This window comes from Runella aurantiaca (assembly GCF_003339505.1).
Taxonomy (GTDB): Bacteria; Bacteroidota; Bacteroidia; order Cytophagales; family Spirosomataceae; genus Runella; species Runella aurantiaca.
Window position 1 is genome coordinate 190,933 of the sequence record NZ_QPIW01000001.1, and the last position, 25,979, is coordinate 216,911.

At 44.6% G+C, this 25,979-nt stretch carries 23 protein-coding genes and 1 tRNA gene; 11 read left to right on the top strand and 13 right to left on the bottom strand.

Features of this window, described 5'->3' with window-relative positions:
* Positions 1 to 44: 44 nt before the first annotated feature.
* The 4 genes from DVG78_RS00855 to DVG78_RS00870 all read left to right on the top strand — a co-directional run bounded on the left by DVG78_RS00855 (position 45) and on the right by DVG78_RS00870 (position 4,762).
* On the top strand, positions 45 to 671 hold the full coding sequence (locus DVG78_RS00855; RefSeq protein ID WP_114459183.1) for a WbqC family protein: 627 nt from the start codon (positions 45 to 47) through the stop codon (positions 669 to 671).
* A gap of 85 nt (positions 672 to 756) precedes the next feature.
* On the top strand, positions 757 to 3,282 hold the full coding sequence (locus DVG78_RS00860; RefSeq protein WP_114459184.1) for an ATP-dependent Clp protease ATP-binding subunit: 2,526 nt from the start codon (positions 757 to 759) through the stop codon (positions 3,280 to 3,282).
* A gap of 143 nt (positions 3,283 to 3,425) precedes the next feature.
* Positions 3,426 to 4,169: a VTC domain-containing protein gene (locus tag DVG78_RS00865; protein WP_114459185.1), complete on the top strand. Its 744-nt coding sequence runs from the start codon at positions 3,426 to 3,428 to the stop codon at positions 4,167 to 4,169.
* A 23-nt stretch (positions 4,170 to 4,192) separates the two neighbouring features.
* Positions 4,193 to 4,762, top strand: coding sequence for a DUF4956 domain-containing protein (locus DVG78_RS00870; protein ID WP_114459186.1), 570 nt, complete (start codon positions 4,193 to 4,195; stop codon positions 4,760 to 4,762).
* Here DVG78_RS00870 and DVG78_RS00875 read toward each other — a convergent pair.
* The gene (locus DVG78_RS00875) at positions 4,759 to 5,928 is read right to left on the bottom strand and encodes an acyltransferase family protein (RefSeq protein ID WP_114459187.1); all 1,170 of its coding nucleotides are present in this window, start codon (positions 5,926 to 5,928) and stop codon (positions 4,759 to 4,761) included. The two genes, DVG78_RS00870 and DVG78_RS00875, sit on opposite strands and share 4 nt — an antisense overlap.
* An 806-nt stretch (positions 5,929 to 6,734) precedes the next feature.
* Here DVG78_RS00875 and DVG78_RS00885 point away from each other — a divergent pair.
* Positions 6,735 to 6,810: transfer RNA gene (locus tag DVG78_RS00885), tRNA-Gly, on the top strand.
* 97 nt (positions 6,811 to 6,907) lie between these two features.
* On the opposite strand, the gene sppA is transcribed toward DVG78_RS00885, so the two are convergent.
* Entirely contained in the window at positions 6,908 to 8,665 is a 1,758-nt protein-coding gene (gene sppA / locus DVG78_RS00890) for a signal peptide peptidase SppA (protein ID WP_114459189.1), read from the bottom strand.
* A gap of 287 nt (positions 8,666 to 8,952) precedes the next feature.
* Between sppA and DVG78_RS00895 the strand changes: the two genes are divergently transcribed.
* The 3 genes from DVG78_RS00895 to DVG78_RS00905 all read left to right on the top strand — a co-directional run bounded on the left by DVG78_RS00895 (position 8,953) and on the right by DVG78_RS00905 (position 10,853).
* Positions 8,953 to 9,264, top strand: coding sequence for a hypothetical protein (locus DVG78_RS00895; protein ID WP_114459190.1), 312 nt, complete (start codon positions 8,953 to 8,955; stop codon positions 9,262 to 9,264).
* Positions 9,261 to 9,920 carry an ATP-binding cassette domain-containing protein gene (locus DVG78_RS00900; RefSeq protein WP_114459191.1) on the top strand — a complete coding sequence of 220 codons (660 nt, stop codon included), beginning with the start codon at positions 9,261 to 9,263 and terminating at the stop codon, positions 9,918 to 9,920. The genes DVG78_RS00895 and DVG78_RS00900 overlap by 4 nt, the downstream gene beginning before the upstream one ends.
* Positions 9,921 to 10,049: 129 nt before the next feature.
* Positions 10,050 to 10,853 (top strand): enoyl-ACP reductase FabI, encoded by an 804-nt coding sequence (locus tag DVG78_RS00905; protein ID WP_114070061.1) that lies wholly within the window; start codon positions 10,050 to 10,052, stop codon positions 10,851 to 10,853.
* A 68-nt stretch (positions 10,854 to 10,921) separates the two neighbouring features.
* On the opposite strand, the gene DVG78_RS00910 is transcribed toward DVG78_RS00905, so the two are convergent.
* The 9 genes from DVG78_RS00910 to DVG78_RS00950 all read right to left on the bottom strand — a co-directional run bounded on the left by DVG78_RS00910 (position 10,922) and on the right by DVG78_RS00950 (position 19,264).
* On the bottom strand, positions 10,922 to 11,617 hold the full coding sequence (locus DVG78_RS00910) for a 3-keto-disaccharide hydrolase (RefSeq protein ID WP_114459192.1): 696 nt from the start codon (positions 11,615 to 11,617) through the stop codon (positions 10,922 to 10,924).
* Positions 11,618 to 11,741: 124 nt separating this feature from the next.
* Positions 11,742 to 12,299 (bottom strand): YceI family protein, encoded by a 558-nt coding sequence (locus tag DVG78_RS00915; RefSeq protein WP_114459193.1) that lies wholly within the window; start codon positions 12,297 to 12,299, stop codon positions 11,742 to 11,744.
* Between the two features lie 39 nt (positions 12,300 to 12,338).
* The gene (locus DVG78_RS00920; protein ID WP_114459194.1) at positions 12,339 to 13,241 is read right to left on the bottom strand and encodes a DUF5777 family beta-barrel protein; all 903 of its coding nucleotides are present in this window, start codon (positions 13,239 to 13,241) and stop codon (positions 12,339 to 12,341) included.
* 58 nt (positions 13,242 to 13,299) lie between these two features.
* Positions 13,300 to 13,800: a QcrA and Rieske domain-containing protein gene (locus tag DVG78_RS00925; RefSeq protein ID WP_114459195.1), complete on the bottom strand. Its 501-nt coding sequence runs from the start codon at positions 13,798 to 13,800 to the stop codon at positions 13,300 to 13,302.
* A 147-nt stretch (positions 13,801 to 13,947) separates the two neighbouring features.
* On the bottom strand, positions 13,948 to 14,856 hold the full coding sequence (locus DVG78_RS00930; protein WP_114459196.1) for a DUF72 domain-containing protein: 909 nt from the start codon (positions 14,854 to 14,856) through the stop codon (positions 13,948 to 13,950).
* Between the two features lie 55 nt (positions 14,857 to 14,911).
* Positions 14,912 to 16,036 (bottom strand): hypothetical protein, encoded by a 1,125-nt coding sequence (locus DVG78_RS00935; protein WP_199563173.1) that lies wholly within the window; start codon positions 16,034 to 16,036, stop codon positions 14,912 to 14,914.
* 145 nt (positions 16,037 to 16,181) lie between these two features.
* Positions 16,182 to 16,796 (bottom strand): YceI family protein, encoded by a 615-nt coding sequence (locus DVG78_RS00940; protein WP_114459198.1) that lies wholly within the window; start codon positions 16,794 to 16,796, stop codon positions 16,182 to 16,184.
* Positions 16,797 to 16,906: 110 nt separating this feature from the next.
* Positions 16,907 to 17,362: a MarR family winged helix-turn-helix transcriptional regulator gene (locus tag DVG78_RS00945; protein WP_114070068.1), complete on the bottom strand. Its 456-nt coding sequence runs from the start codon at positions 17,360 to 17,362 to the stop codon at positions 16,907 to 16,909.
* Positions 17,363 to 17,437: 75 nt separating this feature from the next.
* Entirely contained in the window at positions 17,438 to 19,264 is a 1,827-nt protein-coding gene (locus tag DVG78_RS00950; protein WP_147276934.1) for a hypothetical protein, read from the bottom strand.
* A 147-nt stretch (positions 19,265 to 19,411) separates the two neighbouring features.
* Between DVG78_RS00950 and DVG78_RS00955 the strand changes: the two genes are divergently transcribed.
* The 3 genes from DVG78_RS00955 (at position 19,412) to DVG78_RS00965 (ending at position 23,962) form a co-directional block, all read left to right on the top strand.
* Positions 19,412 to 20,254, top strand: a complete 843-nt coding sequence (locus DVG78_RS00955; RefSeq protein WP_114459200.1) for an alpha/beta fold hydrolase — start codon at positions 19,412 to 19,414, stop codon at positions 20,252 to 20,254.
* A gap of 96 nt (positions 20,255 to 20,350) precedes the next feature.
* Positions 20,351 to 22,330, top strand: coding sequence for an NADH-quinone oxidoreductase subunit L (gene nuoL, locus DVG78_RS00960; RefSeq protein WP_114459201.1), 1,980 nt, complete (start codon positions 20,351 to 20,353; stop codon positions 22,328 to 22,330).
* 48 nt (positions 22,331 to 22,378) lie between these two features.
* Positions 22,379 to 23,962 carry a complex I subunit 4 family protein gene (locus DVG78_RS00965; RefSeq protein WP_114459202.1) on the top strand — a complete coding sequence of 528 codons (1,584 nt, stop codon included), beginning with the start codon at positions 22,379 to 22,381 and terminating at the stop codon, positions 23,960 to 23,962.
* A gap of 120 nt (positions 23,963 to 24,082) precedes the next feature.
* Here the strand turns inward: DVG78_RS00965 and DVG78_RS00970 are convergent, their stop codons facing one another.
* Complete coding sequence (locus DVG78_RS00970; protein WP_114459203.1) at positions 24,083 to 25,165, bottom strand: LysM peptidoglycan-binding domain-containing protein; 1,083 nt, start codon at positions 25,163 to 25,165, stop codon at positions 24,083 to 24,085.
* Positions 25,162 to 25,962 carry a DUF4905 domain-containing protein gene (locus DVG78_RS00975; protein WP_158549940.1) on the bottom strand — a complete coding sequence of 267 codons (801 nt, stop codon included), beginning with the start codon at positions 25,960 to 25,962 and terminating at the stop codon, positions 25,162 to 25,164. The genes DVG78_RS00970 and DVG78_RS00975 overlap by 4 nt, the downstream gene beginning before the upstream one ends.
* Between the last annotated feature and the right edge of the window lie 17 nt (positions 25,963 to 25,979).

Genomic DNA, 25,979 nt, shown 5'->3' on the forward strand with positions numbered 1-25,979 from the left:
ATTCAAATTACTTTATTTACATAATCACTTATTTATAAACCAAATTGTCGGCCAGAATAGAATTACAGTACTTCCCCTCATTGGAGTACTTTGCTTGTTTGTTAAAATATGGGGAGTTTGAGATTGAAGCGCAGGAGCATTTCCTAAAACAAACCTATCGGAACCGCTGCCACATTCTGACCGCCAACGGCGTAGATACGTTGATTGTTCCGGTAGTTCATTCGGAACCCAAAATGCCCATTAAAGAAGTAAAAATTGATTATTCGCAGCCTTGGGTAAAACGACATTGGGGGGCTATCGTAGCCGCTTACGCCAAAGCCCCTTATTTTGAGTATTTTGGTACAGATTTTGAAAGTGTTTTTCAGAGAAAACCCACTTTTCTGTTTGACTTGAATTGGGAACTGCTGACAATCTGTCTGCGGCTGTTGAGACTAAAGCCGACAATACGTCTGACCGAAACGTACCAACCCACGGTAGAAAATGGCCAATTTGACGCACTTTCGTTGGTGCATCCCAAAAAGGCCTACGGGCACAACAATTTATACGTTCCCGTTGTTTATCAACAAAACTTCGGGCGAGAATTTGTTCCGAATTTGAGTGTGATTGACTTGCTGATGTGTCAGGGAGCGGAGGCCACAAACATCTTAAAGCGGTCAGTTTTCGTAAATTGAACGAAGTAGGAGGTTTATTCGTTAAGAAGTTTATACATAAGCTAGCTATACTCCTCCATTCCAACCGTGAAGAAACCATAATTAAATGGAAGCAAAATTTTCAAACCGCGTAAAAGAAGTCATTTCACTCAGCCGTGAAGAAGCCTTGCGTTTGGGTCATGATTATATCGGCACCGAGCATCTTATTCTGGGAATGATAAGAGAAGGAGAAGGAGTAGCGTTGGCTTTATTGAAGAAACTTGGGGTTTCTTTGGACGAACTTCGCGTAACCATCGAGCAGGTTACGAAAGGGACGGCAACCAACAACGTGAAAAATCTGGCCAATATTCCGTTGACCCGGCAGTCTGAAAAGGTGTTGAAAATCACCTACTTAGAAGCAAAAATTTTTAAAAGCCCACTTATAGGTACGGAGCACCTGCTACTGTCCATTCTGCGTGACCCCGACAACCTGGCCTCGCAGATTTTAGCCAAGTTCAATGTAAACTATGAAATCGTTAAGGAAATGTTAGAGTATCAATCATCAGGCACCAAACCCCATGCGGGGCCCGAAACTGACGACGACGACGAACGGAGTATGTTCGGAGGCGGTGCTCAGCAAGGCAAAGACCCCAAAAATACCGAAAAATCTCGCACGCCTGTATTAGACAACTTCGGTAGAGACCTAACCAAAATGGCAGAATTGGGCAAATTAGACCCTATTGTTGGCCGTGAAAAAGAAATTGAACGTGTAGCGCAGGTACTGAGCCGCCGTAAGAAAAACAATCCCGTACTCATCGGTGAGCCGGGCGTTGGTAAGACGGCCATCGCGGAAGGCCTAGCGTTAAGAATTGTACAAAAGAAAGTTTCGCGTGTTTTGTTCGGCAAGCGCGTTGTGACGCTGGATCTGGCCTCACTTGTGGCAGGAACCAAGTATCGCGGGCAGTTTGAAGAGCGCATGAAAGCGGTCATGAATGAACTAGAAAAATCGCCAGAGGTGATTCTGTTCATTGATGAGTTGCACACCATCGTGGGCGCGGGTGGCGCTTCTGGTTCGCTAGATGCCTCCAATATGTTCAAGCCTGCATTAGCCCGGGGCGACATCCAATGCATTGGAGCCACTACGCTCGACGAATATCGTCAGTACATCGAAAAAGATGGTGCCTTGGCTCGTCGTTTTCAGATTGTAATGGTCGATGCTCCAAGCGTGGAAGAGACCATTGAGATTTTGAACAACATCAAAGATAAGTACGAAGACCACCACCACGTAAACTATACGGACGAAGCCATTGCACAGGCCGTGAAACTGTCGGAAAGATACATTACCGACCGCTTCTTGCCCGACAAAGCCATCGACGTAATGGACGAAGTGGGTGCCCGCGTACACATCAGCAATATCACCGTTCCCGAAGATATTGTGGTGTTGGAACAACAGATTGAGGAAGTGAAGAAGCAGAAAAACCTCGTGGTGAAAAGCCAGAAATACGAGGAAGCCGCTCAACTTCGCGACCGTGAGAAGAAATTGTTAGACCAACTTGACCGCGCCAAAATTGCGTGGGAAGAGGAAACCAAAAAACGCCGCTATACCGTTACGGACGATAACGTAGCTGAAGTAGTGGCCATGATGACGGGTATTCCTGTGAATCGGGTGGCGCAAAACGAAGGCCAGAAATTGCTCGGTATGGGTGATGAACTCAAAAACCGTGTGATTGGTCAAAATACGCCGATTGAAAAACTGACCAAAGCCATCCAACGGACGCGGGTAGGATTGAAAGACCCTAAAAAACCAATCGGTTCGTTTATCTTCCTTGGTCCAACGGGTGTAGGAAAAACGGAATTGGCGAAGGTATTGGCTACCTACCTGTTTGATAAGGAAGATGCGCTCGTTCGCATCGACATGAGCGAATACATGGAGAAATTCAGCGTGTCGCGCCTGATTGGAGCGCCTCCGGGCTACGTGGGTTATGAAGAAGGCGGACAGCTGACCGAAAAAATCCGTCGTAAGCCGTACAGTGTGGTGCTTTTGGACGAAATCGAAAAAGCCCACCCCGATGTCTTCAATATCTTGCTTCAAGTGCTGGACGACGGTATTTTGACCGATGGTCTAGGACGGCGGGTTGACTTCCGTAACACCATCATCATCATGACCTCCAACATTGGAGTACGTGACCTGAAGGATTTTGGTTCGGGCATTGGTTTTGCCACCAAGTCAAAATCTGAAAATCCAGATGACCAAATGAAGAGCACCATTCAGAGTGCATTGCGTAAAGCATTCTCGCCTGAATTCCTCAACCGTTTGGACGACGTGATTGTGTTTAACTCGTTGCAACGTGAAGACATCCATCGCATCATTGATATTTCACTGGGTAAATTGTTTAATCGCGTAACCAACCTTGGATATCAGGTAGAACTGACGGAAAAAGCCAAAGATTTCTTATCAGAAAAAGGCTACGACCAACAGTACGGTGCCCGTCCGCTCAACCGCGCTATTCAAAAATACCTCGAAGATCCCGTAGCGGAAGAAATTCTCAAAGGAGATTTGCGCGAAGGCGATACGCTTTTGGCTGACCACGAAGATGGCGCTGAAACCCTCGTGATTACGGTTAGAAAAAAAGAGGAAGAAGTCATAAACTAAAGTTTGGTTTTGCTTGAAAATAGTTCTTTCAATGCATTTTAGGCCGCTTTAGAATATATTTTTCTCTGAAAATATACTTATAGGTGAAAAGGGTACGATTTTTGTCGTACCCTTTTTTGTTTGTAACCATAGAGCTGTGCCAAATGAACCTACCTCTACTCAATGATTTGCGGGGAATTGCAATGGACAAAAAAGCGTCTATCCAGTTCATTGACCGGATAGACGCTAGGTACCTTTTTGATAAAACGCATTTGGAAGAGATAATCCAGAAAATTCGGCCGCATTATCAATTGATGCATTTTGAAGGAAAAAGGCTTTTTCAGTACGATACGCTTTATTTCGATACCCCAGAGCGCCTTTTTTATTACCAACATTTGGCAGGAAAGTTGAACCGCTACAAAATCCGCAGTTGTCGACAAGTTGAAACCAATGAGCAGTATTTTGAACTGAAATCCCGAAACAATAAAAGTTTTACTCGGATACAACGTATACGGCTCGACGATTTGTCGGAAGATATTTCAGGAAATGGAAGACAGTTGCTGCTCCAAAATATACCAATCGATGTGTCAAGTTTAGAGCCTGCCGTATGGGTTTATTACCACCGCACGATGCTGGTCAATCCAGAAACAAGTGAAAGAGTGACGTTTGATTTGAACGTGTGGTTTCGGTGGCGTTCAAAATCGGTGGCGTATCCTAACCTAGTCATTGCGGACGTCCAACAGGAAAAAGGGAGCGTCAGCTTGTTCAAGAACCTGATGAAAGAAAAAGAGATTCGGGAGGGAGGCATAAGTAAATACTGCTTGGGGCTTGCCAGCGTAGAGCCTACATTGAAGGCAAATGCCATCAAACCGATTCTTACGAGAATTAACCAATTTAATAAGTGTTGAAAAGCTGAAACAACGTTAAGAATATGTCCAATGTTTTACTTCATGAACTCATTTTTCAAATTGGCCTTGATGTGTTTAGCATGGCGATTTTGCTGTGGCTGATTTACTATCCCATTTATCGAAACCGCGAGTTTATTTTCTCTTTTTTTGCTTTTAATCTCATAATCTTCTCCGTAACCTACCTGATTAATAAGGTGGAGGTTTCGATGGGTGCCGCTTTTGGGCTGTTTGCGGTATTTTCGATGCTACGTTATCGAACGGAAGGTATAACCATGCGAAATATGACCTATCTTTTTCTGTCCATTGCGTTGGGACTTATTCATGGCCTTTCGGCTAATTCTGTCGGAATTACGGCCATCCTTACCACGGTGATGCTGTTTTTGACCTTTCTTTTTGACGGTGATTTTGTTTTTCCGAGGGAATACAGCAAGGAAATTATGTACGACAAAATTTCGCTTACCTCCGCCGCACGTCGTGAAGAATTAATGGCTGATTTGCGTGACCGCACCGGACTAAAAATCATTCGAATCGAAATTGATAAGCTTGATTTTCTGCACGACATGGCTTTTCTCAGGATTTATTATTACCTCTAACTAGCCACCGATTCTTCTTTAAATAGGCTTTTTTTGGGTTTTAAACCAAACAAAATTCGGGTGAGAAGAAACGGTTTTATCAGCCAATGATAAAGCACGGCTACAATTGAAAAGCAAAGGCAAATCAAAAGCGTGAGTTTAACAACAATGGGCAGGGGCCACTGCACTACAAAATACCCAGCTACAACAATCACCGTTTGGTGGAGAATGTAATAGGGGTACACGGCCTGATTGGTATATTTTAAAAATGGTGTAGAAAAATTCAGGTGGTGCTTCGCAAATCCTATTGCTGCCAGAATCAACGTCCAGATGTGGACGGAATTGAGAATCCCGTAGATATACAGTCGGCTGTCATTTACTTTGGGTAAGCTCAAAGTCCACCAATACTTGTAAAACAGGATGCCAATGCAGACGAGCGCCGTACTTAGATAATAAAAACGGAAACGTTCACAGGTTTGCCAAAAGGCGTTGCTTCCTCCCAAAAGATACCCATACACCACGAACGTAAGCGAAGACACAAACAAAAACCAATCGTCGAGTAGGCTCTGCTGCTCGGGATAGTCGAGGTACAGGGTAAAATAATACAGCGTGAAAGGAATCACCAACGCGCCTACGGCCAAAGGATGCGTGAGCCGATTCGTTATTTCTTCCTTCAAAGCATTGATTGCTTTTAATTTAAAAAAGGCAAAAACAGGCAGAAGCAAAAGGCAAAACACAAACAAATAGACGACAAACCATAAATGACTCCACGTGAGGGTTCCGTCGGGGTAGGGTACAAACTCCCAAACGCTGGGATAAAACGCGGCATAGCTGCCCGTAAACTGCCCCCGCTGCAATCGCTCGATGTACACCTGCGCGGGAATCATGAAAAACATGGCAAACAGCAAAGGAATGAATAAACGTACTACTCGTTCAAGGGCAAACATCCCTACTGACCGTTTTTTTAGGGAAAAGTGAATCCCTACCCCTGAAATAAAAAACAGCAGTGGTAGGCGCCATTGATGTAGCCAATAAATCAATCGCGTTAGCGCGACAGAGGTCTCCGCATTTTTCACTTCCCAGTTGAAAGTGACAAAAGGCATGGCGCAGTGAAAAAAAATCAGCAAAAAAAAAGCCAATACCCGTATCCAATCAAGGTAGTGGCGGCGTTCGGGACGAGAGTGCATCAGAGTGGCTGTAAGGTTTTTAGAGGCAGATGCAAATAGGTGAGAAAAGGTTGCTTTTGAAGTGAAGAAATGCGCGCCTTGGCGGTGCGTTTTTAGGTAAGTAATTTAAGCTAAGTACTGAATCGTAAATAGTTTTTATTATTTTATACATTCAATAGACCCACCCCGCCCCGTTGGGGCACCCCTCCCAAGAGGGGATTAGAGCGTAAATCCCCTCTTGGGAGGGGTGTCGCGTAGCGACGGGGTGGGAATAGAACAAATTATTTTTGACCACATACTTATGCGATAAATAGTATTGCTAATCATCATTCAAAGATGGCTAATTATCCGCTCTTTACCGTTTTATGAGAAAGCCCTGTCCCTGAAGATAGGTCGAGTCAACTGAGAGAATGGGCAATAAAAGTAAATTTTGAAAGAGTAAATCGGATGTCTTCATTAGTATAGTTGTTGGAATGCAACGGTCGTGAATGTATTTTAAAAGGGCTTTGTGTTGCAGGCCCTTCACTTGGGTAATGACAAACTTTGATTCTTTGGCGGTTTGTTCGGATTATATCCGATAAAGGAAAAAGTTGGAATTTGTTGGTTGAGGTCGAGTTTTTGCAGAACGGCAACGGCCTGCATCAAAGAGTGGACTGTCAGGTAACGAACCAGACGGAAAGCGACTCACTCCGTTGTATTCTTAATCCAAGTTGCTCCACAACTTTTGAATTTGTTCCACCTTTTTTGACTAAATATTTGGAAAAAAAGATTGGGTTTAATATGTTTGCAACCCGTTTGAGGCATACGCCTGCCAATAACACCAAAACGCGAAAGTAGCTCAGCTGGTAGAGCGCGACCTTGCCAAGGTCGAGGTCGCGGGTTCGAACCCCGTCTTTCGCTCCACAAAGTCCCGTTCATGCGGGACTTTTTTATTTTTGGCCACAAAAAAATCCCCCGACAGACTGAATCGGGGGATTTTTTTGTGATAGCCGGTGCGTGATTATTTGATTACTATATCATACGGTAGGCGGGCTTGCGTTCCTTGCATTTGTTGTAGTTTCTTCAAGACTTTGAGGTAAGGCGCAAAATCACCTAATTTTTGTTGCATCAATTGCTCTTCGGCGTTACCAGTGAGTTTATTGATGAACTGCTCTACCATATTTTTCTCCGCAGGGTATTTGATACGATAGTCACCTTCCTTCAATTTAGCGGCTTTAGCGGCTACCTGAATGGCTTTGTCCAATCCACCAAATTCGTCAATCAACCCATTTTCTTTGGCTTCCTTACCCGACCAAACCCGACCAGAAGCCAAGGCTTGAAGTTTGGCAAGGGGCATTTTGCGACCTTCGGCGGCTTTGCGCGTAAAAATGGCGTAAATGTTTTCGGTACTCTTTTGCAGACGGTTGTTCTCAAAAGGAGTCATGTCGCGGGTTACCGAAGGCCAATCGGCGTGGGCGTTGGTGTTGACGCGGTCGAAGGTAATACCCAATTTGTTGCGGAAGGTATCTTCAAAGTTGAACAGCACGCTGAACACACCGATAGAGCCAGTAATCGTGTTGGGTTGAGCTACAATTTTATCGCAGCCCATTGCCATGTAGTAGCCCCCAGAGGCTGCTACGTCTGACATGGAAGCAATCACGGGTTTTTCCTTGCGGGTCAGTTGCACTTCGCGCCACATAACATCAGAAGCCAGGGCGCTGCCACCTGGAGAGTTGATTCTGAGGACCACCGCTTTTACTTTTTTGTCTTTGCGTGCTTTGCGAAGTTCTTCCATGATGGTTTCAGAGCCAATATTTCCGTCGGTGCTTTTGCCTGACATGATGGCGCCTTCTCCGATAATGACCGCAATTCTGCGGTCAGATGGCCCGTCTTTAATGAGCTTATCGGCTTTGATGTATTTGCCAAGGCCAACAAATTTGATTTTATCGTCCTCCTTCAGTTTGAGTTCATTTTTCAATGAAGCTTCTACTTCGTCATAATAACCTACGTGGGTGATGAGCTTATACTTGAGGGCATCTTGAGGAGCATCTATGGATAAAGAATCGGCCAAGTTTTTGAGCTGGGCGGCAGAAATGCCCCGTGATTTTGCAATATTTTCAACGGCATGATTAAAAATGACGTTAATCAAAACCTGATTCTGCAACTTACTGGCGTCGCTCATGTTTTCGCGGAAGAAAGGCTCCACAGCACTTTTATATTCACCTACCCGAAACACCAACGGCTTTATCTCAAGTTTGTCAAGGGTTCCTTTGTAGAAATCATATTCGGCACTGAGTCCGTTCCATTCCATTCCTCCGGCGGGGTTGAGGTATATTTTGTCGGCAACAGATGCCAAGTAATAGGCTTTCTCGGTCATTACCTCCCCGTAGGCGTACACAAATTTCTTAGATTTCTTGAAATCAATGATTGCATCGCGAATTTCTTCGGCCGAGGCCCAGCCAACCATCGGGTATTGAACGTCCAAGTAAACGCCCTCGATGTTGGGGTCGAGTTTGGCATTGGCCAAGGCAGATTTAATATCAAGCAGGCCAATGACATCGCCCTGCCCGCCCGTGAGCTCCGCAAAAGGGTTGTCGATGGAAACTTCCTGAATGGAATTGTTTAAATTTAATTTAAGAACGGAGTTTTTCTCAACGTTGGTTTTTTCTTCCGATGAGCCGAGCGCCGCTGCTAAACCGATAAACAAAAAGAAGCCCAGTAACGAGAAAAGAAATAAACCGACGATGGTTGCGAAAACATATTTAATAAACTGCCACATAAACGATTGGGTAATTAAGTGATTTTGAGATTAAAGGGGTAAAGCCAGAGAGAACCTGTGGTTTTTGCTTCTGCTTATGATACGACTTGGTAACTTGATTTGGTTGCTTGAATAACAAACAAAAGTACGGTTTTGGTGGGCGAGGCGGAGGTGTTTATGTTAAATGGCGGTATCGGTTTACGAAAGGGAATATGTTTACACGAATTTTAGGAACCAAAATTCTTAAAGTTTCTTAACGCGCTCACAACGTGTCAGACTGCTTGTTAGCTTGCCGAAAATTCAATTTTATGCTTTCCGCTGTTTGGCTTTTTTACCGTCAATTTTGGTTTTTTACGAATGTCGTTTCGTGGGGAGGATGGCTGGTGGCTCAAGTACCTTTGGGCGACGACTTATGGCTGCTATTTGGGCCTCTTTTCTGGCTTAAATTAGCCTCTTTTGGCGTTGTTTGGTATTTTATGCATATTTTTTCGCGTCAAAAATATCTTTTTTACCAAAATATGGGGCATTCCATTCCACGCCTTTTTGTGGGGGCTTTCTGCCTCGATATGTTGTTGTTTTTCGGGGGATTGGCACTCATCAATTGGTTAATTCACGTATGAAATTATTCAAAAGTTTGGAGGCCGATAGCATTGAACTTGCTTATGGCGAACGAAAAATTCTGCAAAGCATTTACCTGAAAATGCCTTTGGGCGAGGTTACGGCTATTTTAGGGAGAAATGGTTGTGGAAAATCAAGCTTACTGCAAATCATTTTCGGGACCTTGAAGCCCGTATTTAAGTCGGTGCGTTGGGATAGGCGTTTCGTTGAATTTCCTTATCGGGAGCATCACCTCGTGCGGTATTTGCCGCAACACCCCCTCACGCCGCCCTCTCTGCGGGTACAGGAGGCCTTTAAATGGTATGATTCTGGGGTCGATGATTCCTTCGGTGAAAGATGGCAAGTGGTTAAAAGCAAGCGTTTTGGTGAGCTGTCGGGCGGGGAGAGGCGGTTTTGGGAAACGTTATTGATTCTTTTTTCACCCGTTCAATACGTTTTGTTGGATGAGCCTTTCTCGCACCTTTCGCCCATGTATGTGGAGCAGCTGAAATGGCTGATTACGTCCCAAAAGGCTCAAAAAGGAATTCTAATCACCGATCACCTTTACCGAGACGTTTTGGACATTGCCGATCAAACCTATTTTTTACAAAATGGCACGACCTATTTGTTAACCAACCCACTCCGTGATTTGATGGATAGAGGGTATATTCCTGAATGATAAAATGAAGGCTATTTGCGCAAAAATTCGTTACTTTGTCGCTTGGTTCTGGTTAAGAAAAAAGAGGAAAGGATTGAGAGAATTGAGCCTGACTTTTTACCTCTTAGCCCCTAACTCTAAAACAAAAAAATGGCAAACGGAATTTTACAAGGGAAACGCGGCATCATTTCGGGTGCGCTTGATGAAAACTCAATCGCGTGGAAAGTAGCAATGAAAGCGAAAGCCGAAGGTGCAACTTTTACGCTGACAAACGCCCCTATTGCAATGCGGATGGGCGAAATTAATAAATTGGCGGATGCCTGTGAGGCCGAAATTATCCCCGCAGATGCTACTTCCATTGAAGAAATCGAAAACCTTTACACCAAATCCATTGATGTATTGGGGGGGAAAGTAGACTTTGTGCTCCACTCCATCGGTATGTCGCCAAACATCCGTAAGGGACGCCCGTACGGAGATTTGAATTACGATTGGTTTCTGAAAAGTATTGATGTATCGGCGTTATCGTTTCATAAATTTTTGCAGGTAGCCGAAAAAATGGATGCCATCAATGAGTGGGGCAGCGTGGTGGCCCTGTCGTACATGGCAGCCCAACGGACTTTTCCTTTTTATACCGATATGGCGGAGGCAAAAGCGATGCTTGAGTCGATTGCCCGTAGCTACGGGTACCGTTATGGTAAAGCAAAAAATGTACGGGTCAATACCGTTTCTCAGTCACCCACCAAAACTACGGCAGGGTCAGGAATCGGCGGCTTTGATAAATTTTATGATTTCGCAGAAAAAATGTCTCCCCTTGGCAACGCTTCGGCCGACGATTGCGCCAATTATGTGGTGATGATGTTTTCTGATTATACCCGCATGGTGACCATGCAAAATCTCTTCCATGATGGCGGTTTCTCCATGATTGGCGTTTCGGAAGAGCTACTTCAGGGATAAAAAATAAGTCCATCGTTTATAGTTTTCACTACGAACGATGGACTTATTTTTTTTACCGCGTCAAATTCCTACAACTCGCGAACGCGAATATTACGGAACCACACTTTATCGCCGTGGTCCTGAATTGCTATTTTTCCTTTCGCAAATTTTGCGAAACCTTCCCACGTTTTGAATTTGCTGTTGGCTACGAGTGCATCCCAGCCGGGTCCTTTGGTAGGAAACGTTACCATCTGCTTACCGTTCAACCAGAAAGTGCCTTGGCCTTTGTCAATTTTCATTTTAGCTTTATTCCATTCGCCAGCAGGTTTTACTGCGCTGAAATCGGCCGGAGGAATCATGTCATATAACGAACCCGCTTTGTGGTTGCCATTTTTGCCAGCGAGTGCATCTGGGTGTTTGGCGTCGTCGAGTACCTGCATTTCAGGGCCAGTACTGTAAGGACAGCAGTATTTTTTATCTTCTACCACGCCCCACATCACGCCGCTGTTGCCTTTTTCGGAGATTTTCCACTCCATTTCCAACTCAAAATTCTCGAACTCAGCATCTGTGACAAGGTCGCCGCCGCCTCTGCCAGTCAAGACCATGGCGCCGTCTTCAATTTGCCATTTGTCAGAAATAGGTTGTCCCTGCTTGTTGAAAGCGTGCCAGCCGCTGAAATCCTTACCGTTGAAAAGGCTCTGCCATTTGCCTTTTTTCTGAACGAAGCCACAAGTCAATATCAGCGTAACGGCTGCTAAAACGAGTGAAAACTTTACTTTTTGCATAATAGTGGAAAAATGATGATTGAGAGAAACAAAAAAATGAGCAGTAGATATATCTACCACTCATCAAAGAATATCCGCCCAAAACTATACTGTACTTTCAAGAATTGCAAACACTGTATACATCCTATTTTTTACTAACGTAGGGGGCGAGACTGTACTTATTCTTCACTTGTATCGTCTGGGCAATCTTCATAAAGACTACCTTGGGTACTTCAATGTTGTGTTCGGTCAAGGCCACTTCAAAATCTGTCGTAAGCCCGATTGAACCCTGAGCAACGGTGATTTTACCTTTAAATGTCCGTGGTTTAGACACCCCGTGGAGGTTGAAATCGCCAGTAGCGGAGATGTCGTAGGTGCCGTTTTTGGTGAAATCAATCTTTTCGTTGATTTTTCCTTTAAAGACCGCCTTGGGGTATTTGGCCGATTCGATGTAGTTTTCGTTGAAATGCTCCTGCATGAGTTTGTTCGGAAAATCAAACTGTTTCATGTTCATCTGCACCACAATGTCGTTGGTGGAAGTGTTCAGAATCGCTTGCCCGAATTTGTTAACTGCCGCAATATTTTCAACGGGTGTTTCTGAAAAAAAACTCGTTTCCCCGTTGCTTGTTGAATACAGATTCTGGGCATTTAGGTAGCCAAACGACGCGAAAGAAACGGCTAAAATGATGATGATTGTTTTCATGGCATAGTAAGTTTAATGCAGTCATTAAAGAAAAAAAGGCTATTTCATCATTCCTTTGGCGCGTTTGTCAAAACTGAACGTTCTTGAAACGTTGAAACCCCAGCGAATGTCTCCTTTGCCCCAACTTCCCGAAGTATCACCGATAAATTGCTTTTCGACCATGCCAGAAGAATTGGTGAAGTGTAGTTGAAACACGTGACCACCCGTCTCAATGTCAACACCGATAGCGAGCGAATTTCCGTACGGGTCGCCAAGGGCATTTTCGAGGTCTTTTTCACGAAATGCCCAATAATATTCAGCATTCAATGACAATCGTTTGTTCAGCTTCATTCTCCCGCCAAATCCTAACGCAAAAAGTGCTCGTTCTTGCGCGGCAGTCGCCACGCGATTGCGGTACAAGAACGTGGGATTGAGCTGCAACGACAAACGCTCGCTAAACTTACGGGCAATCAAAAGTTGAGTGCAATAAGACGTTTTGTCTTGGGTCGAAAGGTCTTTATCCAGCGTTTCAATGACTGTACTCGCAAATGCCGTTACCGAGAAGGGCATGTTGCGAGTGCCCGTCGACTGCCGAAGAAGTTTGGCTTTGGCCAAAAAATCAAAGGTTTTTTGAACACTGCTACGTCCAAAACCAATCGTTACGTTGTCGGTCAAACCGTATTCAAATCCCAACCGAATGGTTGAATAATCAAGCCCGAAAAGGTTGTATGCCCCTGAGTTCAGACGGTCAAAACGGTGATGAATGATAAAGTCCAAGTGATTTTTCTTGACGGTTTCCACAGAATGCCCGTTGATGATACGCGTTCCTTTGAAAGTGGCCGTTGTATAATCCGTCGTTTTGGGCTCGTTTTCTTCGAGCATTTTTGTTAAATCTTCCTGCGCTTTTACGTCAATTGTACTCATCAACAACAACGCGGCAACTACTGAAGCAAGTGCTTTCATACACATTTAATTAGGGTCTTTACTTGTTTTTAGGGAACGCACTATTACAATAAACGAATTAGGCACTAACGGTCAAGGTATTACCATCGGTGCTCAACTTGGCCGTATAGACCGTCAAAGCTTTGGTGGCAGGGCCCATTTCTACGGCACCCGTTGTGCTGAATTCTGACCCGTGATTGCTGCAAAAGAAGTCGTTTTGTGCCGAGCGATACCCTACGGTTGTTCCTTCATGGGTACAGGCTTTTGACAGGGCAACCATATTTCCTTTGGCATTGGCTACGATTACGCTGCCTACCGTTACAAAGTTACCTGCTGTTTTAAGGGTAGCGAAGTCGGTGCTGGTCAAGTTTAAGGTGAAATTAATCGCCCCTTTACTCAAATCAGCATTGCCAGTCAGACCGGTAGAGGTTGTCGGGGTCGTGGGGGTGGGAGTAGGGGCATCACTGCCCGAAGAGCAGGCGGTCATGGTGGTACCTAAGCAATAAAAAGCCATCAGTGCACTGCTGCTAAGCCCTAATTCACGCAAGAATTGCCCTCTTTTCATGGTTGTCTGTTTCATGTTAACCCAAAAGTTTGATTTGTGTAATAATATGTTTGTACAGGCATTTACGAGTTTAAATCGTTTCTGGTTGCGTTATGTAAACCTTTTTTTTGCACAGAAGCGTATAAAGGCTTTGTAAACAGCAGAATCGGGCTTTGGTTTTGTCTAAAAAAGTGAGCCTTGGATTACTTTGGGGCGGATGTGAGGAGGTTGAAGCGATAGCCCACAGTGCAGATTAAGTTGCTCAATCCAGTACTTGGTCAATTCGGGGGCGTTGATGTTCTCGCCACAGTGGACAAAAATATAAGCCGTTTGGAGGCCTTGGGCGTACCAGTCCTTCAGGCGTTGTACCCAGGCGTCGACCCGGGTAAAATCGGTTGGATGCAGTTCATTGCCCACAAAACGCAGGGTCAGGATGGGAGAAGTAAGGCTCATGTGCAACACATCCCGACGGCCCGCCACGTCCGACATCACAGTACCCATGCCCAGTTTTTGGAGCATTTCGATGGTTTTTTGCCAAATAGATTCATTTGAAAACCAATCGGGATGGCGAAACTCAACCGCGATGGGAAAATTTGGCGGGAGTTGCTTCAAAAAAGCCGATAAAGTATGAAATTGGGACGTATCAAAAGCAGGCCCAAGCTGTAAAAAGGTTGTACCAAGATGCTCTCCCAGTTCTAAAACAGACGAGGTAAACTCCTGACTCAAGTGTTCACAACCTTTGAGTTGGTATTCATGACTGATGGTTTGGGGCCATTTGGGACAAAAACAAAAACTAGGAGCCGCCGCGTCTATCCAACGCTGAATCGTGGTTTCTGAGGGAATTTGATAGTGTGTAACGTTTAGCTCAATGGTGTTGAACTGACGTGTATAATGGTATAAAAAATCTTTTTCCTTTGCCGTCGTAGGATATATTTTGCCGACCCATTCTTTGTTGGCCCAAATGGGAGGGCCTACAAAACAACGTGGTGGTTCAGATGTTTTAAAAGAAGGTAGCACCTGACCAGTAAAAGGGTGATCAGGTGGTAAGTTGAAATTAACTTTTGAAATGTCGTCTACTTTCCCAAAATCCATGATGAACGTATAATCTGCCGCAAATTAAGAAAATACGTAGGAAGAAAACAGTACATTATTTTACCCGCTCATCTTCCGAATAAACGCCCGCCTCCCGTCGTCCGTTGCGGTGATAAAAAGCGCCTTGGCCGTTGCGTTTGCCATTTTCGTAAATTCCCACAAAACGATCGCCATCGGCGTAGTAGTAGGTGCCTTTGCCGTGGGGAAGGTTGTTTTGAAACAACCCTACGTATTTATCGCCGTTGGGAAAATAGTAGGCTCCGTATCCTGTGCGTTGGTCGGTTCGAAAATCGCCCTTGTATTTCATTTTACCTTCTGGATAGTACTGAACGCCCGTCCCGTGGCGTTTGCCGTACCGAAAGTCTCCTTCGTATCGTTCGCCGCTTTCGTGCACATAAATTCCCAGACCATTGTCACAATTTCCAGCCACGCATCCTACATTTTCATCTTCGGGTTCTTCGGGAGCGGGTGAAACTACCACGGGGCGGGAAGGTGTAGCAGGAACCGTAGACTGCGGAGTGCGATTCGAAACTTGCGGGCCAGAAGCCGTCGGTTTTGGGGCGTTTGATAGTATTCCAGCGGCATCCACCCATCCTTGGCGAATGGCTTCTACGCGGGTTGCCTTGGCGGGGTGAGAATACGTAGGCTTATCGTCGCCGAGGGTTTTGATGGCTACCAAAGCCTCTTCAAGCGAAGCCCCAAGGCGCTGCATGACAAAGCCAGAGAAGCGGTCTGCTTCCAATTCTTTTTGGGGGCGACTGCCTTTGCCGTCGATGGTATGCCCCTGCAAATGATGCCCGATTTCGTGGGCCACAATACTGATGGCCGACCAGTCGGTTTGCGTGACATTCTCGACGCGTTTCATAAAAGCACCGTCATACACAATGTACCGCTGCCCGTCTACTACAGTAGCAAAGCAGTTTTCGGTATTTGGGCACTCTACCACCACAAAGTTTCGCAGCAGACCTACTTGCCTCAAAATCTGATCCACCACCTGCTCGGCGTGCTGATTAGAACGAAAGCTAAGGTAATTGCAAATTTCTTTGGGTGTTTGGAGTTGTTTGTAACCGAAATAATGGCATACAAAATCGTCGTCTTCTTCCTCCGTTTCGGGTGAAGTTTGGGCTTGAGCGTAAGTAAAAGTTGAAAGGGCTGTTAATAGGCAGAATAAGCTTTTCATGAAGTGTGCAGTTAGCGGTAAAGGCGGATTGCATTTCTTGATTAAATAACGCCTATTCTGAAAAATTAGTACGTTTGAAACAAACAAAACCCCGCTCATTGAAGAACGGGGTTTTAAACAGTTACGAAATGTGCTTTCGAAGCAATTATTTTACGGCAGCCAATGTCAAATCAATGGCGAAATCGTCGTAAATAGCTTTGTCGCCGATGTTAGGGATGAATGATTTTGAACCATAACGAATATCCCATTTTGTACGGTCAAGCGTGATTTTTGCATTAGCGGTTACTCCTTTAGCGTCGGCTTTCACGGTAGCAGGGAAAGAGATGCTTTTGGTGATTCCTTTGATGGTCATGTCGCCAGTCAAAGTATAGTTAGCGCCTGAACCTTCAGCTTTGGTGATTTTGAAAGTTGCCTTTGGGTGTTTTTCTGCCGAGAAGAAATCATCAGACTTAAGGTGGGTGATCAATTTAGCGTTGTACCCAGCATCGGTAAGGTCTTCACATTTGATGCTCGTCATGTCGATTTCAAAAGAACCTCCGGTGATTTTAGTACCATCAACGGTCAAAGCGCCGTTAGCTAAGTTTACTGTTCCGTTGTGCTCGCCAGTTACTTTTTTAGCGTGCCATTTTACGACGCTTTTAGAGGCATCTACTTTGAACGAAACGGCTTTTTTAGAGGCTGTCTTTTCAGTTGCAACTGCCGAATTAATCATCATCATACCGGCTACTAATACACTTGCAAACATTTTGATCGTTTTCATTTTACTTCGTGGTATTTAAAAGTTTAAAAAATTAAGTTAAAAGACTTTTGTGTTGATGGATTTTATATAGTTTTAATAAAATATTTTAATGACAGCACTGTTTTAGAAAATTAAACAGAACCGCGAAGCTTATCCAAAATGTCACTTAGCAGATTTGCTTCTTCTTCCGTAACGTTCAGAAGGGTGTTTTCCCAATCTCCCTGCATGGCGTCCAATTCGGCCAGAATTTTCATACCATCGTCGGTAATGACCACATCAACGGCACGGCGGTCACGCGGGCATTCGGTGCGCTTTACCAATCCTTTGGCCAGGAGTTTGTCTACTAAACGTGATGCGTTTGACATTTTGTCAAGCATCCGCTCGATAATATCATTTACTCTGACTGGATTTGGGTGCTGACCTCTTAAAATGCGCAATACATTGTACTGTTGCGTCGTTAAATCATACGGTTTCAAGAGTGCCGCCTGACCATTGCTCAACCAACTCGTCGTATAAATCAAGTTGAGTGCCATTTTGTGGTAAGCGTTTCTGAACTTACTCTGTTTGATGTCGGTTTCAATAGACATAAATCCCTTTTTCAAATTTGACACTGCAAATATAAATGTATTTACATTATATGTCAATACATTTATTGAAAAAAATTATCTAAAAGGAATTATTTCGGGAGCGGAAATGTCAAAATCTTTGAGTCGAAGTGGAGTAACTCCCTCAAAACCAGCCCTAAATGGTTGTCCAATGTCAGGGATGCCTGAATAAATACTTAGCCGAACTTGAAAGGTGTTAAACGTAAGATTTTCGTTTCGGAACCTGAAACCAATGCCATATCCGTGAAAAGGACGGGCATTAAGAAGGTGTTCTCCCTTAAATGAAGTCCAACCAAGGTTTGAAAATACGAAGGGCGCCATCCGAAACCCTAAGAAATTAATAGGGCTAAAAAATACACTTTCTACACCAACGACCAATTTGCGCGTGCCCCGTAGTTCGTCGCTGGTTATTCCCTGAATCCCTTCATTTCCGCTGATATTAAAATATTCATTTTGGAAGCGATTGAATCCCCACCCAAATTTTACATTTAGAAAATGCCGGGCGTACCAACGTTGCCCCAAGTTGTGTAACGGCGTAAAGTAATTATTTTCGGTGCTGAACACCCCCTGTTCGGTGGTTCCGCCTTTAAAATAGGTGCCCAGATTAACCAAACTGTACAAATAGCCCGCTTTCATGTACCGTGCCTTGGAAAACTTCAGGCCAACGTACTTTCGGGTGCCTAACTCAGCTGGGTCGTTGCCATAGATAAACGCCGCCATTTCGCCCAGTGGTACGTCTTCTGTTCGACCAAAACCATAAATGAGCAAATCCCGTTTGTAGCGGCGGTTGGAGAATCCAAAACTGAATAGGGTAGGGCGCGTATTCTGGAAAAGTTGATTGGTACTGTCGGTGACGGCCTTCCCTCGGTTGTAAAATGTTTGGCGAGAATGACGCAATGCAACCACAAATCGAGCGCGTTCGCGGAGTTGGTCGTCACCAAAAAAAATCTTAAACGAACGCCCAATCCACGCGTCAAATAAAACATATTGCGACCAGAAGTAATTCCTGACCGAACGCCCCGTGAGGGAGTCGGTGGTGAATTCAAAAAGGCGTAAATCGTTGTATCCTGCTTCGATTGAGCCTGCATATTTCATTTCGGGGGTCAAAAAAGGTCGAAAGACTTTAAAGCCCAGTTGTTTTTGGTCGCGCTGGAGGTTCAGGATTCCCTGACCCGTTATGAACGTTTTTCGGTAGGAGGGAATGAGGTATCTGCCTGTATATTCCCATCTTTGGCGGGGGTCGTTGGCATTATAAGAAATCGAATTCTTTAATGAATGTCCTAGCCCTTGAAAATTACGCTGTTCTAAGCCGATAGAAAAATTATCTAGTCCTGAGGCGGAGCCATCGGGTAGGAGCGACCAAATATCTTGGGTATACACGTGGACTTCGACGGCGTCTTTTGCATTTTTATAAGGAACAATAACGATTCGAACGTCATGAAAAATGCCCTGCTGACGCAAGTAGCGTTCGTTGTCCTTGATTTTTTCGGGGTCAATGAGGTCTCCTTCTTCAAAAAACAGAAAATTATCTCGGATGACCCATTCGCGGGTACTGCGATGAAATCGGTTGCCCGTGCGGTCGAGCCAGTTGTCAGGCCCGCGAAGTGTATCATAGACGCTGTAACCAAACACATCGGCACTGTGTACATAAATCTTCCGAATCCAGCGTCCTTCAAATACTTTATGGGGGGCTTCTTCAATTTCGCTGATGGTATTTCCTGAAGTAGTACTGTTATAAATATCCCGAAACAGAAAATTGTAGATGGTTTTGGGGACTACTTTTTTAGCCTTTATGCCGAACGCGGTGTCTTTGGCGGTGGGAGCATCAATGCGAATTTTTGAAATACTATCCAATGGAACTCTCTGCCCCACTGCTTCTAACAAAATGAGGCTAAGTATAAGCGTTGATAGTATTTTTTTTCCGCAGTAAATCATCGGAATACGTACGAGAATTCCCTATTCTTTTGTTCAATATTTAACTAAATAAATGAAAAATAAGTTATCGCATAGACAACCCCATTAAAAATACCCATGAAATACCGTAAAATACTCCTCATCGTTGGCTCTTTGTACATGTTGGCGGTGGTTGCGTCGTCTTGTCTTACTGGTCGAATGAATGACAAGGAGATGAACAGCTATTTTTCGAAAAGCCTTTATCAGCCCAAACGCCATTTTTATCAGGCATTGGGGCGGGAATTACACTATGTTGAGGCGGGTGATTCATCGCGACAGCCGATTTTATTTGTTCATGGTTCTCCAGGTTCTTGGGACAACTTTAAATCTTTTTTGAAAGATACCTTTTTATTGGCCCATTACCATTTATTGGCGGTAGATAGGCCCGGTTTTGGGGAATCTCAAGCAGAGGGGGCAGAAGATGAATTAAAAAATCAAGCAGAAGCGTTATTACCCATCTTAAAACGTCAATCGCAGCCCGTTATTTTAGTAGGCCATTCGTACGGCGGCCCCGTAATCGCAGAAGCCGCCATTCAGTATCCGGAGTTTATCAAATCGCTGGTCATTGTGGCGGGCTCGGTCGACCCCGCATTGGAGCCTTCCAACTGGTACCGGTATCCGTTGAGGTACACGCCGTTGCGCTGGGCAATGCCGTCTTTTTTCAGAAGCAGCAATGATGAATTGTTGCCTTTAGAAAGTGAACTAAAAAAAATGTCTCCTCATTGGGGAAAAATTCGTTGTCCAGTAGTGGTGGTGCAAGGGGGAAAGGATGTGCTGGTGGCACCAGATAATGCAAAGTTTATCAAGCGTCAGCTGCCGCACGTGAAAGTGACCACGATTTGGAAGGAAAACATGAATCACTTTGTGCCTTGGAGCGACCCCGATTTGATTGTTGAAGGAATCAAAAGAGCTACGGATTAAATAAAAGCGGGCTTAGTGGCGTAATCCTTTCCGCCCTTTTTTGTAAAAACACCCGATTTGCCTGATATTTGCCGAAAAGGTTTTGCCTCAACCCGAATGTCTCTTTATTTGATTTTACTTCTTGTCTTCCCTTTTCTTGGTTTTATTGGTTTGTTCTCTTTTCGAAAACGGGCCAATAATTGGGCCGGATACATTGGCATTGCCCTCACTCTTATGGGTTTAGGTGGTTCGTTGGTGATGTTTAATCAAGCACTCAATCAATCTCAGGTTTACTTGGTCGAATGGTTTTCTATGAACGGTAAGCCCATCATGCTTTCCTTTTTGGTAGATAATCAAACCCTTATGATGCTGGTGGTGGTGCATTTGGTCGCGGTTTTAGTTCAATTGTTCTCAATAAGTTATTTGCACGATGAGCCAGCGCGCTGGAGGTACTTTGCTTTTTTGCAACTTTTTGTTTTTTCAATGTTGGGGATTGTGTTGGCGGGCAGTCTGTTGCTGATGTACGTATTTTGGGAATTGGTGGGCCTTTCTTCTTATTTACTGATTGGTTTTTGGTATGAGCGACCACGGGCGGTTTGGGCGGCCAAAAAAGCATTTTTGCTGAACCGTATCGGTGATGCGGGCTTTCTAATCGGTATTTTGTTGGTGTTTTGGCAATTTGGTACAACAGAATTGTCGGTTTTGACCCATCAAAATGGTATTATTTCGGAAGACTCTTCCATACTTTTTACCGTCATTGGCGTTTGTTTATTCTGTGGGGCCATTGGCAAATCAGCCCAATTTCCGCTTTCGGATTGGTTGCCAGATGCAATGGAGGGCCCAACGCCCGTGTCGGCCCTGATTCATGCTGCTACGATGGTGGCCGCTGGTATTTTTTTGCTCGGACGCATTCATCCGTTTCTGACACCCGATGCTCTGATTGTGGTGGCCATCATCGGCACCATAACCATGTTTTTAGGCGCGTATAAGGCTATTTTTCAGACCGATATTAAGAAATTGTTGGCGTATTCAACGGTTTCTCAACTGGGCCTGATGGTGATGGGAATGGGCGTGGGAGCCAAAGAAGCCGCTTTGTTTCATTTATTGACCCATGCTTTTTTTAAGGCTGGCTTGTTTTTGTGCGCTGGCATAATCATCCATGCCGTTCATACCCAAGACACGCGCCAAATGGGCGGGCTTCGACAAAAAATGCCCGTTACTTTTTGGGCCTACACGATTTGTGCCGCTGCGCTGGCGGGTTTGCCGTTTTTTTCAGGATTTCTTTCCAAAGATGCCATTTTGATTGGGGCATTTGAGTGGGCCAAACATACAGGGGGCATCGCTTTTGTCATTCCTGTTGTGGGCTTAATTTCGGCAGGTCTTACTGCTTTTTACGTTATTAGGCAATGGAAACAGGTTTTCTTCGGCGAAAACCAAGGAGGATACCGTCACGAACAAATCGTTCATGATGCGGATTCTTTTATGAAAGTGCCCGTTATTCTTTTGGCAATCCTGTCTTTTTTTATTTGGTTTTCATTCAATCCAGCCGATGCTGCGCATGGGTGGTTCTTTTGTATATTTCCTGTTGAAGCAGCCGAAAGGGGGCATGGAATGGTGGAAATACTGTCTGTTTTGGTCGTTGCCATCGGACTTTTGGGAGGCTTTTATTCTACGGCGATGGGGCCATTACCTTCCCTCATTACGTTGCTGCAAGGAATTCATGACGTGATTGAAAAGCTGTTTGTTTCTTTGTTTGGGAAAATACGAAACGGATTAAAATGGTTAAATGAACACGCTGATGAAACCGATCGGCATGTGTTTTTGATTGCACCTCTACAGAAAATAGCGTATTGGACGTATAGAATGGACCGACGGATGATTGATGTAATGGTCAATGGAGTAGGTTATGTCACTGTGATTGGTGCCCATGCCATTGGGCGATTTGACAAATTGGTCGTGGATGGCGCTGTAAACGCGTTGGCTTGGCTGGCGGGATTTGTCGGAAACAGAATTCGAAATTTGCAAAATGGGCGGGTTCAGTCCTATTTTGTAGTAATGCTTTTGGGTGTTTTACTAATGATTTTATTGTTTTTTTAAGGCCATTGGCAACAAATATCGCTTTTGGGTATTGGCTAACGTACTATTATGATTCCTCATCTACTCTCGTTTCTTACTTTTCATCCGCTCGTTGGGTCGGTGGTGATTGCATTGCTCCCCAACTCCCAAAAAGAGGCTTTCAAATGGATTGCCGTTTTTTTCTGCGCGTGTCAAGTCGTGGTTTCAGCCGTCGTTTATTACTTTTTTTCAACCCAAACTGCCGATTTTCAAATGGTGGAAAAAGCCGACTGGATTACGCTGTCGATGGGAAGTTTGGGAACGGTTTCCATCGATTTTATTTTAGGCGTTGATGGCATCAGCCTGCCCTTAATTATGCTTTCATCCGTGGTGATGATGGTGGGCGTTTTTTCTTCATTTTCAATCGCCAAACGCGAAAAAGCCTATTATTCGTTGTACTTGTTGCTGACTACGAGCATCATGGGGTGCTTTTTGGCGCTCGATTTCTTCTTGTTTTTTCTGTTTTTTGAATTTATGCTTCTACCCATGTATTTCCTGATTGGATTGTGGGGAGGGCCGCGCCGCGAATACGCTTCCATCAAGTTTTTCCTTTACACGCTTGTTGGTTCGCTGTTGATTCTGATTGTCATGATTGGCCTTTATATTTCGGTGATTGACCCGTATGAGTCAGAACTTGCCAAAACCATGGTTCATACGTTTGATTTACGGTTAATGACCGATGGACGTAATTATTTGCCCGACAGTATCCTCACCCCGAGCGGTGAAATTACATTACTGGGGGTGCCTTCGCGGATGCTTGCTTTTTGGTTGCTATTTATTGGTTTTGCCATTAAGCTGCCGATTGTTCCGCTGCATACTTGGTTGCCCGATGCGCACGTTGAAGCGCCTACGCCTGTATCGGTGGTGTTGGCGGGTGTCCTCTTAAAAATCGGAGGCTATGGCTTGCTGCGAATTGCCTATCCCATTTTTCCCGATGCCGCCGCCGAATATGCCTTTACGTTAGCTATTTTGGGGGTGATTTCCATTGTTTATGGAGGCTTTAATGCCTTAGCTCAAAATGACTTAAAGAAGATGATTGCCTATTCTTCGGTGTCGCACATGGGCTTTGTGGTGTTGGGGATTGCCTCGCTTACAGCCGAAGGACTCAACGGCGCGGTATACCAAATGGTGAGCCACGGAATCCTTTCGTCACTGCTGTTTTTATTGGTTGGGGTCTTGTACGACCGTACCCACAACCGCCTCATTGACAACTATCGTGGCTTGATTTCATACATGCCTTTATATACCATTATCACGGGTATTACCTTTTTTGCTTCCCTCGGTTTGCCAGGCTTTTCGGGCTTTATCGGAGAGTTATTTACGCTGATGGGTGGTTTTCAGTCAGATAGGCTGCCAGTGTGGTTGACTGCCTTGGGAACGTTGGGGATAATACTGGCCGCCGCGTATTTTCTCTGGACATTTCAGCGCATGTTTTTTGGGAAACCTTGGGCCAAGAATCCGACCGAATTGCCTTTTCTTTCAGACCTGAACCGATTGGAAAAATGGATGCTGATTCCGTTGGTGCTTATGTCATTTGCTTTAGGGATATTTCCGGGATGGTTGTTTAGCTTATCTGATAAGACCGTGTCCCATCTGCTGAAAATATTTGAATAATACCCTAGCTATATGCTGTAAAATAATGGATTGAAAGACCTCATTAGACCAAAAACATAAATGCCTCCCAAGTAGACAAATGTTCTCACTTGGGAGGCATTTATGTTCTGCTAATCGAAGTTACTGTGCTAAATAGCTGATTTCAGCAATGAATTGTCGACCGCCGGGAGAAAGTTTTTCCTGTGCACGGGCCGAGAGTTTGATGATAATTCGGTTGTTTGCGCTGATGTCTGGCAATTTTCCAATCACTTTCACCCAAATACTTTGGCTGTTGTTCATGTTCTTGACTTGAATCAACGAGCCAACGGGCGCCGTACGGTGAAGGGCGAGGTATTTATTGTTGCTATCCATTCCCTCCAAAACCTCAGCTACTCCTGTTTCCAAAATACGTTTGCCAGTATTGGCAATTTTAGGTTCGGGGAGGTTTGAGTTGGTGGGGTCTTCGGGACGCACAACGGGGACTGGAGGTTTTTCGGCGTTTGACTTCTTCGCATCTGCTAGTTTAACCGAGTCCAATTTGTTTTTCTTCAAATATTCTTGGAAAGCCTGTTCAGCAATAATTAATTCCTGACCTGAACGAAGTTGGTCAGACGTTAGACCGTTCCAGCGACGAATATCGGCCATCAAAACGCCATATTTTACCGCAATTCCGTACAACGACTGTCCGCCTTCTACTTTATGAAGTCCTGTTTTTGAAACAGTTGCGACAGGTTTGGGGTTATTTACATCCTCTGGTTTTTTCTCGGCTGCCACTTCCGCAGGTTTGGCTTCTTCCTCCACCTTAGGGGTTTCTGGTTTTGGCTTATCCTCTTCTGATTTTATGGTTACGGTCGACTCCGTTTTGGGTTTTATCTCGTAATCAAGAACTAATTTATCCTTTTCGGGCGCTTTTTCGGGCTCTTTTGTGGCCGTTTTGGGCGCAGAAGAGCGAGCTTGTGAAGGTACGCGTAATACTTGCCCCGTTATCAAATTATCTTTCATTCCGGGGTTGGCATCCTTGATGGCTTTGAGAGTCGTTTTGTACTTCCGCATCACGGCGTACAATGTTTGTCCGGGGTCTACTTTATGAATCACAAAAGACTGACCGTTTTTGGTCTCGCTACCAGTAGAATCGGGCAAAGAAGAGCGGGAAGGTGTTGCGTGGGCCGTTTTCCCCCACAATAATCCTAACACTACAAGGCAAAATCCGACGCGCTTTATCATGGTCTGGGTAATTTTATTACGGTAATTTCGTCAACTTTTTTTAATAAAACAATATGGTGGTTATCATACAAATAATCGCCGAAAACGGCGCTCTCCACGTCCGAGAGAATCGTTTCGTGCAGGAGAACTGTTTTCGTCGAATTTACTACCAATATAGACCGGGATAATGAAACAGCGTTAGTGGGGTAAAAGTAGTAAAAAAACAATAAATGTCCAGATATTTCACCATAATTTATCGCTTTTTTAGGGATATTTCCAGTTATTTTTTCAATGAATTGAGCTATTGTTACGTAATAAGGGTTCGTTTCTTCGTAAGTAACGGGAGCGCGCCACTGTGGTGGCATAGTTTGGGCTGAAGGAAAAGGTAAATCAATGATTTCTCCCGTGCTAAGGGCCCTGTTTTCCAGAATTGGGGCACTTTCAGGACGCATTCTGGAGGTTTGGAGGTTTGTTCCATCGGTATGTTCAAATTTGCATCCTTCCAAGACCCAAGCCAGGCGGCCAGTTAACGCCTCTATCGCTATAAGTTTTTTTGGAGCGGGCTGCTCGCTGCCTGCATATTCGTGAAGCAAAAGTATGCCCGAATAAAAGCCGATGGCACTGGTCCACCAAGTGGTTTCTGGAAAAGAATGTTCCCAACAAACCGCCCCTGTTTCGCAATCAAAAGCTACCCATTTTAATTGGTTTTTATCGCGTAGCTCAAAGATTAAAAGTAGGGAGGTTTTCTCATTAGGAAGGGTGTCGTATAAAATACGCCAAACAGGAAGCGAAAAGGAGAAATGTTGAGGTGTGAGCAAAATCGGCCTGAGTAAAG